Raw genomic sequence first — 14361 nt, 5'->3', positions numbered from 1 at the left:
ATGAAATTCGATTTACATACGCATCATTTCCGGTGCGGTCACGCTGACGACAGCATTGAGGATTATATCAAAGCCGCGATCCGTGCGGGCTTGGACGTTATCGGAATCTCCGATCACTCTCCTTTCTTCGCGAGCGGCGAGGATCGTCTGAATCCGGGCATCGCAATGGCGAAGAGCGAATTTGTCCATTACATTGACGAGGTGCTGAGGCTCAAAACAAAATACGAAGGCAAAATCGACGTCTTGCTTGGTGTGGAATCGGATTTTTTCCCCGAGCATGCAGACTTGTACCGGGACATGTACGCCAACTACCCGTTTGATTACATCATCGGCTCCGTCCACCAATCGCGCGGCGTCAGTATCTTTAACCGTAACCGCTGGAAAGGCATGTCGGACGCGCAGAAGCAGGATGAGAAGCGCCATTATTACAAGTTGATCGGACAGTCGGCGCAAAGCGGGATGTTCCAAGTTCTCGGCCACATTGACGCCATGAAGGGCTACTATCCGGCCTTCTCCGATATTCTTGCGGACGAGGCAATCGACGAGGCACTGCAATTGATTGCAGGCAGCAAGGCTTCTATCGAGATCAATACGTCAGGCAGTACGAAGGATGTCGGCGGCTGGTATCCGTCGGATGCGATTCTGGAGAGAGCCTGCCATTACGGAGTAACGGTTACATTTGGCTCCGATGCGCATAAGCCAAGCCGGGTAGGCGATGATTGGGATCGCGTTGCGAAGCGTCTGAAGGAGATCGGCTTCAAGGAATGGTTCTATTACAAGAACAAGCAGCCTGTCTCCGTACCGTTATAAACCGTTTACCTGCGGACAAAAAAAGTGGACCTGCACGAAGCAGGTCCGAAGTCATATATAATCAAAAGGGGGTCTTGTTAAGTATAGTACCCCACTTATGTAATGGGACGATAACAGGAACATTTCAATTGTGTAACAAAATCGGTTTGGGTCATAGAAAGGTGAAATCACATGTGGTTTGCAGCAGCTGTCGGCAGCGCGATCCTGTTCGGATTAGCGGGCTGGTGGATGAAAGTGTCCCAGATGCAGGGCGGCTCCTCCGCCTATCTGCTTCTGGGTCTTTATATATCGGGGACGATCGGTTTCGGCATCCACAGCACTGCGGAGCATACCCTCACTGCCGCTCTCGGCGATGTGCGCGTATGGGCAGCTGGACTGATCATCGGAGCCGGCTCTGCGCTCGGCAACGCTTTATTCATGAAGGCACTCGACTGCGGCCCGGCCAGCTTGACCTCCCCCCTTACCAATATGAATATTCTACTCGTCGTTGGCCTCGGCACCTTCGTCTATCATGAGCCTATGTCGCCAGCTGAGCTGATCGGCGTGCTCCTCCTGCTGATTGCGGTCGTTTTCGTATCCATCAAGGGCAAAGAGAACCAAACGGCCATTCGGCCCAAATGGTTCTTCTACGTTGGGATGAGCGTTCTTCTGTTCGCGATTCGTAACGGCGGCTTGAAGGTCACGGATGATCTAGGCCTCAGCGGCGCACCTGTCCTGTTCATCGCGTACGGCTTATCCATCGTTTGGTTTGCCTTTGCCGCAGCGAAGGAAAACAAGAACATCTATTCCTTGGGCGGAATTCAGCGCTCCGCAAATCTAATAGTCCGGCGCGCCTCGAACGCAGCTGGCATCGGTCTAAGATGGGGCCTTCTCGCCGGCTTGTTCTCTTACGGCGGATTGCAGCTTTATGCCGTGGCGCTGCAGACCGGACAAGCCAATATCGCGGGCCCGATATTCGCGGCCAACAGCCTGGTTGTGGCAGCTGGAGCGATTGTTCTCTACCGTGAACGATTAAGCCGCCTTCAATGGTGCGCATTCGTGCTGACGTTGGCCGGACTGATCCTGATTCGCCTATGACCGTCCTGCAAATACTTTGCGCAGCGTGGATTGCGCGAACTCCACTCTGCGTCTAATATAGCGGCGAATGCGGTTCGTTCTGGACAACCGCATCGCGGCCCCCCAGCCGTCATATCGGCCGTCCCTTCCATCCAGCAGTCGATATAAATCCCGCACACGCTCATTGATCGTGTCCAGCCGAACATCCTCGAATTTGCTGATGACAAGCGGATAAGGATAATCCGTCTCCGGTTTGCCCTCTTTCTCTCGCTCAATCACATAGCCATGCGCTTCCAAGAGCTCCTCCATCTCGCTGCGTTCCCCGTCTTCGCGAAACAGCAGCCAGTGGTATACATTTCTAGGCTCGCCGATATTGTCGCCTTTATGAATGAGTGCATAAATCATCTGCGCGTTGTGGACGAATAACTGCTCCATAGCACTCGGCAGGAGAAAGAAGTAGAATGACCATGCTGCATCTTCTTTGCGGTAGGCTTGCGCCCGAAACCTCCAATTGGCCCCCAGCCAGGCATGAAGCTGCTCGTCCGTAAGCCTTCCGCCCTCCAAATAATAATAAAATTCTAAGCGCGTAGAAGCATTAATGCGACCGATGTAAATGGCGCCGCTTGTGCTCTTCAGCCACTGCTCGAGCTTGGATTCCAGCTGTTCGAGCTGCTGAACAAACTGCCGGTTCGTGCGATTGCTTTCCCGTACGGGATATAGATTGACCGTAATGGACAGCAGCTCCGTATAGTTTGGCAGCGGCGCGGAGCCGTTGTAGCCAATATTGATAAGAACGCGCATCTGCTCCGTCTCGGAGAGCCGTTCGTAAAATCCCCAATTATCCGTCTTCATACAGCACCTCAATACAATTTGTAAGTGGCTCCTCCGGTTTGTCCTGTGCCTCCAACCATTATAACGGGATTATTCGACAGTATACTAGAACATATTTCGGTTATTAGGTCCATCTGCATGAGTTAATTACCAATAATTCACTATCACTTATGACTTACTTTAATAAAGTTAATACATTTTGAAAAGTATTTTGTTCCGGACGATGAATATCCATTCCCTTTGTAAATCCTACTGTGGTACAATAAGTGTAGCAAAAGAGGGGTGATAACGTGGATTATTCCAAAATGTGCCCAAAGTATGAATCCGCAACTGAGATGCTTGGAAAAAAATGGACCGGTTTAATCATACGCGTTCTCTTGGGTGGACCTAAGCGATTTAAGGAAATGAAAGAACAAATTCCGGAAATGAGCGACAAAATGCTGACTGACCGGATGAAAGAGCTAGAGCACTGCAATATCATTAAACGGAATGTTTACCCGGAAATGCCCGTCCGGATTGAATATGAATTAACGGAAAAAGGGTATGGATTAGAGCCCGTTATCCGATCTATCCAAGATTGGGGCGAACATTGGTGCTAAGCCGCCGGACTGATTCGGTTGATCCCTTGCAAATGATGCAAACCTAAAAAAGCTGCTCCCGCACGTTTACCGGGAACAGCTTTTTTAGGTTTTTCGTCTATTTCCCGCGAAGGTTAGAGAATGCCGCGGCATGAAGGCGCGTATAAAAGCAGCACAGCTCATACGAATTAGAGCGACTTTGGTAAGAAGTACCATGGGAGCGCTAATCGTATGAGCTGTACGAAGTGCCCCGCTTAGGGAGCGCTATGCTTCAAACCGGAGCTACATGCCCAGCCATTTCTTGAACAAGTGCTTCGTCGTGTCTTTGTTCATCGCTGCGATGGACGTCGTAAGCGGAATACCTTTCGGACACGAGCGCACGCAGTTCTGCGAGTTACCGCAGCCTTCGATGCCGCCATCTTCCATCAGCGTTTCCAGACGCTCATCTTTGTTCATTTCGCCCGTTGGATGCGCATTGAACAAACGCACTTGCGAGATCGCCTGAGGACCGATAAAGCTGTTCCGCTCGTTCACGTTTGGACAAGCTTCCATGCAGACGCCGCAGGTCATACATTTGGAAAGCTCGTACGCCCATTGGCGCTTCGTTTCCGCCATGCGCGGTCCCGGCCCAAGATCGTAAGTACCATCGATTGGAATCCACGCTTTAACGCGTTTCAATGCATTGAACATGCGCTCGCGGTTGATGACCAAATCGCGGACAACCGGGAATGTGCTCATCGGTTGCAATCTGATCGGCTGTTCCAGCTTGTCGACCAGCGCGCTGCAGGCTTGACGCGGTTTGCCGTTGATCACCATCGAACAAGCGCCGCAAACCTCCTCGAGACAATTGGACTCCCAGCATACCGGAGCCGTGCTTTGTCCGTCGCGTTTCTTCGGATTACGCTGAATTTCCATCAGCGCACTGATTACGTTCATATTCGCGCGGTACGGAATTTCGAACTCTTCCGTATACGACGCAGAGTTCGGAGCGTCTTGACGCGTAATGACCAGCTTGACTGTTTTGCTTGCTACTGCCGTTTCCGCCATCGTTATTCTCCTTTCTATTTCTCCTTGGAGTAGTCGCGTTTACGCGGCTTAATAAGTGAGACATCGACTTCTTCGTACGAGATCTGAGGACCTTCCGCCGTCCAAGTCGCTTTCGTTGTTTTGAGGAATTCCTCATCGTTACGTTCCGGGAAATCCGGCTTATAGTGAGCGCCGCGGCTTTCGTTACGGAGCAGTGCGCCCAGCGTCATCGCTTCGGACAGCTCCATCATGTTCCACAGCTGACGTGTAAAGGCTACGCCCGCATTGTTCCAACGTGCCGTATCGTTGATGTTGATATTGTTGTAGCGCTGCTTGAGCTCTTTAATCTTGACGATCGTTTCTTCGAGCTTCTTGTTGAAACGAACAACCGTCATATTGTTGGTCATCCACTCGCCGAGTTCTTTGTGCAGCACATACGCGTTCTCGGTCCCGTTCATATTCAAAATACTTTCGTATTTATCGGTTTGTTGTTTCTTCGCACGGTCAAACACCGTAGAAGAAATATCTTCAGCGGATTTCTTCAAGCCTTTGATGTACTCAACGGCTTTCGGACCCGTAATCATACCGCCGTAGATCGCGGACAGCAGCGAGTTGGCGCCAAGACGGTTCGCGCCGTGGTATTGGTATTCGCATTCTCCGCAGGCAAACAACCCTGGGATGTTCGTCATTTGGTTAAAGTCGACCCACATGCCGCCCATGGAATAGTGAACCGCAGGGAAGATTTTCATCGGGATTTTCCGTGGATCGTCGCCCATGAATTTCTCGTAGATTTCAATAATGCCGCCGAGCTTCACGTCCAGCTCTTTCGGGTCTTTATGAGAAAGATCCAAGTACACCATGTTCTCGCCGTTAACGCCCAGCTTCTGTTCGACGCACACGTCGAAAATTTCGCGTGTTGCGATATCCCGCGGTACGAGGTTACCGTATGCTGGATACTTTTCTTCCAAGAAGTACCATGGTTTGCCGTCTTTATACGTCCAGATCCGTCCGCCCTCGCCGCGCGCGGACTCGGACATAAGACGCAATTTGTCGTCGCCGGGAATCGCCGTTGGATGAATTTGAATAAATTCGCCATTCGCGTAATGAACGCCCTGCTGATAAACCGCACTTGCCGCCGTACCTGTGTTGATGACGGAGTTCGTTGTTTTGCCGAAAATAATACCTGGGCCGCCCGATGCCAGAATGACTGCATCCGCCGGGAAGGTATGTACTTCCATAGAACGAAGATCTTGCGCAGATACGCCGCGGCAAACGCCGTCGTCATCTAGAATGGAGCCCAAGAACTCCCAGTGCTCGCGCTTCGTAACGAGACCTGCAGTCTCCCAGCGGCGGACCTGCTCATCCAGCGCGTACAGCAGCTGTTGGCCCGTCGTTGCGCCGGCGAAAGCCGTACGGTGGTACTGCGTGCCGCCGAAACGGCGGAAGTCAAGCAAGCCTTCCGGCGTGCGGTTAAACATAACGCCCATCCGGTCCATCAAGTGGATGATGCCCGGCGCCGCGTCGCACATCGCTTTGACAGGCGGTTGGTTCGCCAGGAAGTCGCCGCCGTAGACGGTGTCATCAAAATGCTCCCACGTCGAATCGCCTTCGCCCTTCGTATTTACAGCGCCGTTAATGCCGCCCTGCGCACATACGGAGTGCGAGCGTTTAACCGGTACAAGCGAGAAGAGGTCGACATGAACGCCTGCTTCCGCAGCCTTTATTGTAGCCATCAAGCCGGCGAGACCGCCGCCAATGACAATTATTTTATTTTTAGCCATTGCATTTCGCTCCTTGTCTCAAACTTAAACGAGATTCGTCATTTGCAGCAGCGTAGATGCCGCTTCCTTAAATTCATCGCCATGGAAAGCGAAGAGCGTCATCACGAACATAACCGCGACGACAACGAATACGCCCATCCAAATCATGGACGAAATGCGCTGCGCGCGCTGTCCGACCGTAATTCCCCAGCTGACAAGGAAAGCCCACATGCCGTTGCTGAAGTGGAACGTTGCCGCGATAACACCGATGATGTACATCGTCAGGTAAAAGCTGTTGTTGGTAATGTTGTGCATTTGGTTGCCGAGCTCCGCATGAGTAACTGCGCCGATCATGACTTGATAGCGCGTTTGATACAAATGCCAGAAGACGAAGATAAACGTGATTACGCCGGTAATCCGCTGCATCGTAAATGCCCAGTTGCGGCCGTATTTGAAGCGTCCCGTGTTAATATTGGATTGATACGCGACATAGAGACCATATACGCCGTGAAATAGAAGCGGAAGCCAGATGCCGAACAATTCCAAAATCGGGACCAGCGGCAGAGCATTCAAAACCAGAACCGTATCCTTGAACCCCTGCGGGCCTCCCTCAACAGCGGAAAAATTCGTCGCCATGTGCTCGATAATGAACAAGCCGAGGGGGATTACTCCGAGTAAGGAGTGGATCTTGCGCGATAAGTACGAGTTTCCTTTCATAACGTAACGTGCTCCTTTCTAAACTGTGGGGTTGCAATCGTCAAAATTCGCCAAAACCATTCTCCATTTTACTCTGAGCCCTTTGGAGCGTCAATAAATAATAGAATTCACACATTGGTCGCATTTCACATGATACTCCTTTTATGCTTATAATGGAATTGCTTATTATTCATTAAAACTTATACCTTTTTTGCATAAGCATAGATAAATAAGCGTTATTCACGGAAGGAGCTGTCCAATGCTCGAAGAACTGCATGTATTTACGGTCGTCGTGGAACAATCCAGCATGAATAAAGCCTCTGCGGCACTGAATCTATCCCAGCCTGCCTTATCGCGCAAAATCGCTAAGCTGGAGCAAGAGCTCGGCGCATTGTTGTTCCGCCGTATCGGCAAAAGGCTGGAGCTGACGCGAATCGGTCAGTTGACCTACGATTATGCGATCGAAGCCCAGCAGCAGCATCTGCGGTTCTTGAAAATGGTGGCGGCGTACAACAGCGCGGGCCGCTCCACGCTTACGATCGGCGCAAGCTTGACGACGCTTCAAACGTCGCTGCCGGATTTGATTCAGACCTTGACGGAGCGCAGCCCAGAGCTGGACATCAAGGCGATCACGGGCAAGACGCATGAAATCGTCACGCTCGTCCGCGACCGTAAAGCCGATCTCGGAATTGTCGCTTCCCGCATCGAAGATTCTCAGCTGCAGTGCATCCCGCTGTTCGACGATCATCTGGTTCTCGTTCTTCCGCGAAACCATTTTGTCATGGACAAGGGGCTTAGCGATATTACCGATTTAAATGGCATGCCGATGATCCTGTTCTCCAAGGGCACCTGGTACCGAATCATGACGGACGAGTTGTTCGAGAAATACCGCCTGCTGCCCGACGTGCGCATGGAAATCGACTCCTTTGAGGCGATCCTTCGCCTGCTGCACACCTGCCGAGCGGCTACATTGCTGCCCAAATCGTATTTGCGGCCGCAGATGCTGGTTGACAATGACCTGCTGGTCGTGCCGATCCGCGAGCTGGAGGAGTCCAAACGCACCACCTCCCTCATTTACGAGCATACGGAAAACTTAAACCCGTCAGTTAAACTATGGATCGGCGAAATCGCCTCTCATTACAAAAAGGGATGATCCTGTTTACCTAATCAGCTGCAAGACTGCCCATAGCAATAACGGACAAAGGCGCAGAGTCCCTGTCCTTATTGTTTGCCATTTTCCGTTTCCAATACCATGCATGCACGCTTCTTCAATATAAATGGGCGGGCTGGATCGCAGTTCATCCGGCGCTGAGGAATTATCATGCCTCTGTAATGAGAACCTAATGGTTTAATGTAAGAAAAATGCGAATATGAATATGACAAGCGTTCTTCGCAAGACCGCCCTCTTCATCTCCGGGGCGTAGATCATGTCGCATGGCTTATGATATGGTAATCGTAACAACGACAAGCAGTTTATTATGAGACACGAGGTGCCGAATGGATGCAATGCAGCTCAAGCCCAATTGGAAGTTATGCGGCTGGTTAGCCGGAATCGGAATCATCGTCTACCTGCTCATTCAGATCGTTCCCACAACGGCGGACTCGTTCTTCGACAGCGGCAGCGAGAATATCATTGCTAAGAGCACGGCGGAGCAAACTGCAGCCGCGTTCGTTCAAAAGCAGTATTCGAGCAATCCGGTCAGCGTACACGCCGTCCATCAGTCGGACAGCATGCTGTATGGCTACTTGGAGAAAAACAAGCTGGCCCGGAGCTACGAGAAGAAATATGATCCAACCCTGCCAACTGACACGTTTCAGGTTACTGCTAAACTGCCGGATGAAAGCGTCGTATTCGTCTATATTCATATGCAAAAAGGGACCGTCGTCGCATGGAACCGTTTGGAAGAGCAGCATCTCATGCCGGCAACCGGCAACGAGCTGAAGGATTCTGCGATGGCATTCGCGGTATCTCAAGGATTCAGCAAGTCGGACTTGAAAACCAGCCGCATCAATGAAGACACCGGCGAGATCTGGTATGAGAAATCGCCGACCGACGTCGGAAAAGCCAAGCTTGTTCTCGGCATCCGCAGCGAGAAGCTGGGCAGCGGCAGCTTCCGGATCGCTGCCTACAAGCCCCGGTTTGTCGTCCCTGCCGACTACAGCGATTATGTCGCCAAGCAGAAGCGGATCGCCAACTATTTATCCACGATCGGAAGCTTATTCCTTTCCTTCGTGTTGTTTATTCTCGCTATCATTTATGCATCGTTATACCGGAAGCACACTTCCTTCGTTCGCGGCATTGTCGTTTCCTTCATCTTCCTGGCGATGTATCTCATCAATGATTGGAATATGACGGACGGCTTGGCAGCCGGCTACGGGGAAACAGCGAACGCAGATGTCCTCGCCATTGCTGCCGTTATCGTCAGCTGCCTGATTACGATTGTCATGGCGCTCGCTGTGTACTTCTCGTTGGTCGGCGGAGACGGTTTATGGCGAGGAATGGGCCGTAATTTGTGGCCGCGTTTCGGTCAGGCTGGATATGGCGACCACGTATGGAAGAGCATGTGGCTCGGCTATTTGACGGCTTTTATGCTGCTGGGGCTGCAGACGATTATTTTCATTATCCTCATGCGCGTCAACGGTTCGTGGTCCACGACCGACGTGACCCAATCGACTTATAATCTTGCAGCTCCGTGGCTGTTCCCGCTGCTCGCATGGTGCGCCGCGATTTCGGAGGAAGCCGTCTTCCGTCTGTTCGGCATCGGGCTGATGAAGCGCTGGTTCAAAAATCCGTTCGTCGCTTCCCTCATACCTACCGTCATCTGGGCGCTCGGCCATGTCACGTACCCCATCTTCCCTTCGACGACGAGGCTGCTGGAGCTGACGGTTATCGGTTTGATTTTCAGCTTTATGTTCTTGCGCTACGGCTTCATTACCGTCTTGTTCGCACACGCGATCTTCGATAGCACGATGATGGCCATTTCCCTCATGCTCATGGGAACTGCCAGCAATGTACTGATGGGCATCTTCTATATCGTGCTTCCGATACCGATCGCTTGGCTCATCCGCGCTTGGGATAGGAGAAAGCGTACTGCACCCCATTCCGGAAGCGGACCGCAGCATTCCCCAAACTCCTATACCTAATGAAATGAAATAAAAAAAGGGATGAACCGTCTAGGACGGCTCCTCCCTCAATGCTTCGAGTATTTGCGCGGCGAGCTTCTCGCCGATTGACAGAGGCCGGAAATCTTCGATTTCGGCTTCTTTTATTTTCTTAATGGAGCCAAAATGCTTCAGCAGCAGCTTGCGACGCTTCTCCCCGATGCCAGGTATGGCATCCAGCCTCGATGCGACCATCGATTTGCCGCGCTGCTCTCGGTGGAAAGAAATCGCGAATCGGTGAACCTCGTCCTGGATCCGCTGCAGCAGGTAGAACTCCTGGCTGTCGCGCGGCAGCGGCACCACTTCCGGCGGATCGCCCGTCATCAGCTGCGCGGTCTTATGCTTGGCGTCCTTCACGAGTCCGCCTACCGGCACCATCAGGCCAAGCTCGTTCTCCAGTACATCCAGCGCTGCGGAGATTTGCCCGCGGCCGCCGTCGACGATGATGAGATCCGGCATCGGCAGCCCTTCCTTCAGCACCCGCTCGTAACGGCGCCGTATCACTTCCCGCATCGTTTCGTAATCGTCGGGACCTTTGACTGTCTTGACCTTATACTTGCGGTATTCCTTCTTATCCGGCTTGCCGTCAATGAAGACGACCATTGCCGATACAGGATCCGTACCCTGAATATTGGAATTATCGAAGGCTTCAATGCGGTTGACCTGCGGCAACCCAATCGCTTCCGCCAAGCCTTCGGATGCCTTAAACGTCCGTTCCTCATCTCGTTCGATCAGCTTAAACTTCTCTTCCAGCGTTACCTTCGCGTTGTTAACCGCCATGGCAACGACATCCCGTTTGCGTCCGCGCATCGGAATAAAGACCTTAACCTTCAGCCATTTCTGCAAGGAATTGCGAAGATCCTCTTCCAAGGAGCCCGCTGGAGGCTCCGCATCACCGCCGTCGCCCTCTTCCAGCTCAGCGGCGATGGCCGCCTTGCTAAGCAGGTACGCGCCTTGCGACTCCGCCGCGCGGGAAGCATCCGGACGCTGCTCCGGCTGCTCCGCCTGAACGCCATCCGAAGCCATTCCATCTTGCGCGAGCGTCTCCGCTTGGGGCGGCGAAGGCAGGAAAATCTCTTTCGGCAGCGCCGGATTCTCAGAATAATATTGGGTGACGAAGGTCATGAAATCATCATACGCTTGCCCATAATAAGGAAACATCGTTGCCCTTCGCTCGATCAGCTTTCCCTGCCGCATGTACATGATCTGCACGCACATCCAGCCTTTATCCACGGCGAATCCGAAGACGTCGCGGTCCATCGCGTCGTTCATCGTAATCTTCTGCTTCTCCATGACGGCATCGATGGCAATGAGCTGGTCGCGGAATTCCTTCGCCCGCTCGAACTCCATCTCCTCGGCGGCCGCTTCCATCTTCGCCTGCAGCGCCTTCTTCACTTCGTCATATCCGCCGCTCAGGAAGCGCGTTATTTCCTGCACCATCGCCTCGTACGTGCCTGGCTCGATATTAAATTCGCACGGTGCGACGCACTGCCCTAGGTGATAGTACAGACATACCTTGTCAGGCAGCGTCCCGCATTTGCGAAGCGGATAGAGCCGGTCCAGGAGCTTCTTCGTCTGCGTTGCCGCGAACGCGTTCGGATAGGGACCAAAATATTTCCCTTTGTCCTTCACGATACGCCGCGTAACCTCGAGCTTAGGGTGCGCTTCGCTCGTGATTTTGATATACGGAAACGTCTTGTCGTCCTTCAGCAGCACGTTGTACCTAGGGTGGTACTGTTTGATGAGGTTGCATTCCAGAATGAGCGCTTCCATGTTGCTTGATGTGACGATATATTCGAAATCGCGGATTAGCGAAACCAGCCGTAATGTTTTGCCGTTATGACTGCCGTTAAAATAGGAACGAACGCGGTTCTTCAGCACCTTCGCTTTGCCGACGTAAATGATCGTTCCGTTGTGGTCCTTCATCAAATAACAACCCGGTAGATCCGGCAGCAGTGCAAGCTTGCTCCGAATGCGTTCCTCCGCAAGCCGCTTTTCTGCGGCAGATTCGCCTTGATTATGCTCCTCCATCGTTGTCCTCCTCCCGGACTTGCGCTAACGTCTATTGTACCACATAAGCCGTAAGACTGCGGCGTGCTATGTTTCGAAGACGTGAGCTGCCGCTGGAAAATGTCCTCAATTTCGTCACGATCGCCGCTTTACAATTATTCTGAAAGTTGGGTATACTATGGGGAGCAATCGTCGTCCTAGAGGAGGAAATGAAAGCATGGAAAATGTAAGAGATCCACGTGAGCATCTCAATGAGGAGCCGCGCGATGATTTTTTCGATGTCGCCATGGGCTTCGGCGGATTCTTCGGAATCATGTTCGTAATTTTCACCGCTGCGGTGATCATTAAATTCGTTATTTCGTAATGATGTGGCCTTGTTTCGGCAGCTTGCCGGGGCAAGGCCATTTGCATGGAGCCCGTTGACAAATCTTCCCGCTCCACATAGAATGACTACAAGAACCTTTAAGGAGGCTGATGTACTATGGTGACTTCGATTTCGATTGTTTCGGCAGCTGCATATGCATCGGTCTCAGACGGAAAATAAAGGATGATTGGCGGCTCAGAGCGGCCGAGCGGAGCAGCAATGCTACCGTTTGGCCATGATTCCGCTGCTTCATGCCTCGTGCCGCAAGAGACCGGATGTTTCGGTTTCTTGCGGTTTTTTTCTGTCTATACAATGTGTGCTGCAGCTGTGCGCACTTGTTGTTGATGGAACCGCAGGAGCTTTATTTCCTGCGGTTTTTTGTCGTTGCTTCACGATCCATAATTATCAGATTAATCCAAAATTACACTTAAAGGGGCAATCCGAATTTGAACTTAGAAGAATATACAGGCAAGATCACGAACCACACGCAAATACCAGAACTTCTGATAAACCAAGAGGTGAGCCAAGTGACTCCCCACGTTGAAGATCACGATTACGGCGAATTCGCTCATGCTTCGCTGCTTGAGGCTTACGGCTGGAACACCACCTGGCAGCAGCTATTCGATGCGGCTCCGGGGCATGCAGGGAACCTTGTTCCTGCGCGGGTGACCGCTCAGTTCACGAACCAATACCGAATCGCCGCAGATGTAGGCGAGCTCACTGCCGAGGTAAGCGGCAAATTTCAATTTCAGGCGGCTTCCCGCAGCGATTATCCCGCTGTCGGCGATTGGGTCATCGTGCAGCCGCTGCCCGGCGAACGGCGCGCGGTTATTCACAGCCTTCTCCCCCGCCGTACCGCTATGATCCGGCGGGCAGCCGGCAGCGTGCCGGAAGAACAAGTCATCGGCGCCAACATGGACACGTTATTCATCGTCAACGCCTTGAACGGCGACTACAACGTAAGCAAGATCGAGCGCTACCTCGTTGCCGCATGGGAAAGCGGCGCGACGCCGGTCGTGCTCTTAACGAAAGCGGATCTGTGCGAAGAGGTTGACCTGCGCATCGCAGAAGTGGAGGCAGCCGCACCAGGAGTACCTGTACTTGCGGTCAGCGCCGTGCAGGACTGGGGCCGATCGGCGCTTGCTCCTTACCTGCAGCCAGGACGAACCATTGCCGTCACCGGCTCTTCGGGCGTCGGCAAATCCACCCTGCTCAACTGGCTGTCCGCCGATGAGCGGCAGCGGGTGCAGGGCATCCGCGAGGACGATGCCCGCGGACGTCACACGACGACGCACCGCGAGCTGTTCCCCCTCCCCGGCGGCTTCATCATGATGGATACGCCCGGCATGCGCGAGTTGCAGCTGTGGGATTCAGGCGATGGCTGGCAGGAGGCCTTCGGGGATATCGAGGCGCTTGCTGAAGCCTGCCGCTTCCGCGATTGCAAGCACGGTGCGGAGCAGGGCTGCGCTGTTAAAGCAGCGCTCCGAAACGGAACGCTGGATGAGCGAAGATTCACCAGCTACAAGAAGACGGGAAGAGAATTGGCGCATCAAGCGCGTAAAGAGCGGTCCGTCAGCCAGCGGACAAGGAAGAGTGCCGATAAGCGTCATGCCGCGCGAACGTCTTATTCCCCGAAGATGTTTGAAACAGACTGATTGACGCTCGCCGGATGGATCGTCATCGCCGCGTTACTGAATGCCGTTCTCCCTAAGGCAAGCAAAAAAAAGCGGCCAAACACGCTGCATCCGCAGCCTTTGTCTGGTCGCTTTCCTTATAATGAATGTGAAGCGGAAAGCTATCCGCCAACAGCCTTTAATTTATCCGAGGACTGCCCCTGCTGCTGCGATTGAGCTTGCTTCGCGGAGCCAGACTCGAAACGCTTGCGCTCGGTTCTGTCGATCTGGACGACGCGGCCGTCATGAACGGTAATGAGAACCGAACCATATTCAAGCCCATTTACCTGCGTTGCAATGCGCTCTAACCATTCTTGATCCAACACGATTGGCTTCGCCATCATAAACCCCTCCTAAGCTTGGTTAACGCTTCGTCCGAAGGGCGCTTATCCCTT

13 protein-coding genes are annotated in these 14361 nt (G+C 52.7%); 7 read left to right on the top strand and 6 right to left on the bottom strand.

The features are described 5' to 3' along the window. Both KXU80_RS25745 and KXU80_RS25740 read left to right on the top strand, forming a co-directional pair. Positions 1 to 810, top strand: coding sequence for a histidinol-phosphatase (locus KXU80_RS25745; protein WP_219835929.1), 810 nt, complete (start codon positions 1 to 3; stop codon positions 808 to 810). Between the two features lie 171 nt (positions 811 to 981). Beyond that, positions 982 to 1887, top strand: coding sequence for an EamA family transporter (locus KXU80_RS25740; RefSeq protein ID WP_219835928.1), 906 nt, complete (start codon positions 982 to 984; stop codon positions 1885 to 1887). Here the strand turns inward: KXU80_RS25740 and KXU80_RS25735 are convergent. Further along, positions 1882 to 2718 carry a DUF695 domain-containing protein gene (locus KXU80_RS25735; RefSeq protein WP_219835927.1) on the bottom strand — a complete coding sequence of 279 codons (837 nt, stop codon included), beginning with the start codon at positions 2716 to 2718 and terminating at the stop codon, positions 1882 to 1884. The genes KXU80_RS25740 and KXU80_RS25735 overlap by 6 nt on opposite strands. A 269-nt stretch (positions 2719 to 2987) precedes the next feature. Between KXU80_RS25735 and KXU80_RS25730 the strand changes: the two genes are divergently transcribed. Beyond that, entirely contained in the window at positions 2988 to 3296 is a 309-nt protein-coding gene (locus tag KXU80_RS25730; protein ID WP_308858129.1) for a winged helix-turn-helix transcriptional regulator, read from the top strand. Between the two features lie 261 nt (positions 3297 to 3557). Here the strand turns inward: KXU80_RS25730 and sdhB are convergent, their stop codons facing one another. Genes sdhB through KXU80_RS25715 form a run of 3 tightly spaced genes read right to left on the bottom strand, consistent with a single transcriptional unit; the run spans position 3558 to position 6778 of the window. Beyond that, on the bottom strand, positions 3558 to 4322 hold the full coding sequence (gene sdhB, locus KXU80_RS25725; RefSeq protein WP_219835926.1) for a succinate dehydrogenase iron-sulfur subunit: 765 nt from the start codon (positions 4320 to 4322) through the stop codon (positions 3558 to 3560). A 14-nt stretch (positions 4323 to 4336) separates the two neighbouring features. Next, positions 4337 to 6082, bottom strand: coding sequence for a succinate dehydrogenase flavoprotein subunit (gene sdhA / locus KXU80_RS25720; RefSeq protein ID WP_219835925.1), 1746 nt, complete (start codon positions 6080 to 6082; stop codon positions 4337 to 4339). Positions 6083 to 6106: 24 nt separating this feature from the next. Further along, on the bottom strand, positions 6107 to 6778 hold the full coding sequence (locus KXU80_RS25715) for a succinate dehydrogenase cytochrome b558 subunit (RefSeq protein WP_219835924.1): 672 nt from the start codon (positions 6776 to 6778) through the stop codon (positions 6107 to 6109). Positions 6779 to 7016: 238 nt separating this feature from the next. On the opposite strand from KXU80_RS25715, the gene KXU80_RS25710 reads away from it, so the two are divergent. Both KXU80_RS25710 and KXU80_RS25705 read left to right on the top strand, forming a co-directional pair. Next, positions 7017 to 7910, top strand: a complete 894-nt coding sequence (locus tag KXU80_RS25710; protein WP_219835923.1) for a LysR family transcriptional regulator — start codon at positions 7017 to 7019, stop codon at positions 7908 to 7910. 344 nt (positions 7911 to 8254) lie between these two features. Continuing rightward, entirely contained in the window at positions 8255 to 9901 is a 1647-nt protein-coding gene (locus KXU80_RS25705) for a CPBP family intramembrane glutamic endopeptidase (protein ID WP_219835922.1), read from the top strand. 30 nt (positions 9902 to 9931) lie between these two features. Here KXU80_RS25705 and uvrC read toward each other — a convergent pair whose 3' ends face one another. Further along, complete coding sequence (gene uvrC, locus KXU80_RS25700) at positions 9932 to 11950, bottom strand: excinuclease ABC subunit UvrC (protein ID WP_219835921.1); 2019 nt, start codon at positions 11948 to 11950, stop codon at positions 9932 to 9934. A 196-nt stretch (positions 11951 to 12146) separates the two neighbouring features. On the opposite strand from uvrC, the gene KXU80_RS25695 reads away from it, so the two are divergent. Both KXU80_RS25695 and rsgA read left to right on the top strand, forming a co-directional pair. Continuing rightward, complete coding sequence (locus KXU80_RS25695) at positions 12147 to 12293, top strand: YqzM family protein (RefSeq protein ID WP_219835920.1); 147 nt, start codon at positions 12147 to 12149, stop codon at positions 12291 to 12293. Between the two features lie 578 nt (positions 12294 to 12871). Further along, positions 12872 to 13948, top strand: a complete 1077-nt coding sequence (gene rsgA / locus KXU80_RS25690; RefSeq protein ID WP_374987806.1) for a ribosome small subunit-dependent GTPase A — start codon at positions 12872 to 12874, stop codon at positions 13946 to 13948. A gap of 140 nt (positions 13949 to 14088) precedes the next feature. Here rsgA and KXU80_RS25685 read toward each other — a convergent pair whose 3' ends face one another. Next, positions 14089 to 14307, bottom strand: a complete 219-nt coding sequence (locus KXU80_RS25685) for a YezD family protein (RefSeq protein WP_219839251.1) — start codon at positions 14305 to 14307, stop codon at positions 14089 to 14091. Between the last annotated feature and the right edge of the window lie 54 nt (positions 14308 to 14361).

Origin of the sequence: Paenibacillus sp. R14(2021), from assembly GCF_019431355.1 — a bacterium.
In the GTDB taxonomy this organism is placed as follows: Bacteria; Bacillota; Bacilli; order Paenibacillales; family Paenibacillaceae; genus Paenibacillus_Z.
The sequence above is the reverse complement of the archived record's forward strand: the minus strand, read 5'-3'. Positions and strand labels throughout refer to the sequence as shown.

What these genes read in the sequence shown, in the direction of transcription:
- KXU80_RS25745 (WP_219835929.1), top strand. Translation starts at nt 1, where the DNA reads ATGAAATTCGATTTACATACGCATCATTTCCGGTGCGGTCACGCTGAC.
- KXU80_RS25740 (WP_219835928.1), top strand. Translation starts at nt 982, where the DNA reads ATGTGGTTTGCAGCAGCTGTCGGCAGCGCGATCCTGTTCGGATTAGCG.
- KXU80_RS25735 (WP_219835927.1), bottom strand. Translation starts at nt 2,718, where the DNA reads ATGAAGACGGATAATTGGGGATTTTACGAACGGCTCTCCGAGACGGAG.
- sdhB (WP_219835926.1), bottom strand. Translation starts at nt 4,322, where the DNA reads ATGGCGGAAACGGCAGTAGCAAGCAAAACAGTCAAGCTGGTCATTACG.
- sdhA (WP_219835925.1), bottom strand. Translation starts at nt 6,082, where the DNA reads ATGGCTAAAAATAAAATAATTGTCATTGGCGGCGGTCTCGCCGGCTTG.
- KXU80_RS25715 (WP_219835924.1), bottom strand. Translation starts at nt 6,778, where the DNA reads ATGAAAGGAAACTCGTACTTATCGCGCAAGATCCACTCCTTACTCGGA.
- KXU80_RS25710 (WP_219835923.1), top strand. Translation starts at nt 7,017, where the DNA reads ATGCTCGAAGAACTGCATGTATTTACGGTCGTCGTGGAACAATCCAGC.
- KXU80_RS25705 (WP_219835922.1), top strand. Translation starts at nt 8,255, where the DNA reads ATGGATGCAATGCAGCTCAAGCCCAATTGGAAGTTATGCGGCTGGTTA.
- uvrC (WP_219835921.1), bottom strand. Translation starts at nt 11,950, where the DNA reads ATGGAGGAGCATAATCAAGGCGAATCTGCCGCAGAAAAGCGGCTTGCG.
- KXU80_RS25695 (WP_219835920.1), top strand. Translation starts at nt 12,147, where the DNA reads ATGGAAAATGTAAGAGATCCACGTGAGCATCTCAATGAGGAGCCGCGC.
- KXU80_RS25685 (WP_219839251.1), bottom strand. Translation starts at nt 14,307, where the DNA reads ATGGCGAAGCCAATCGTGTTGGATCAAGAATGGTTAGAGCGCATTGCA.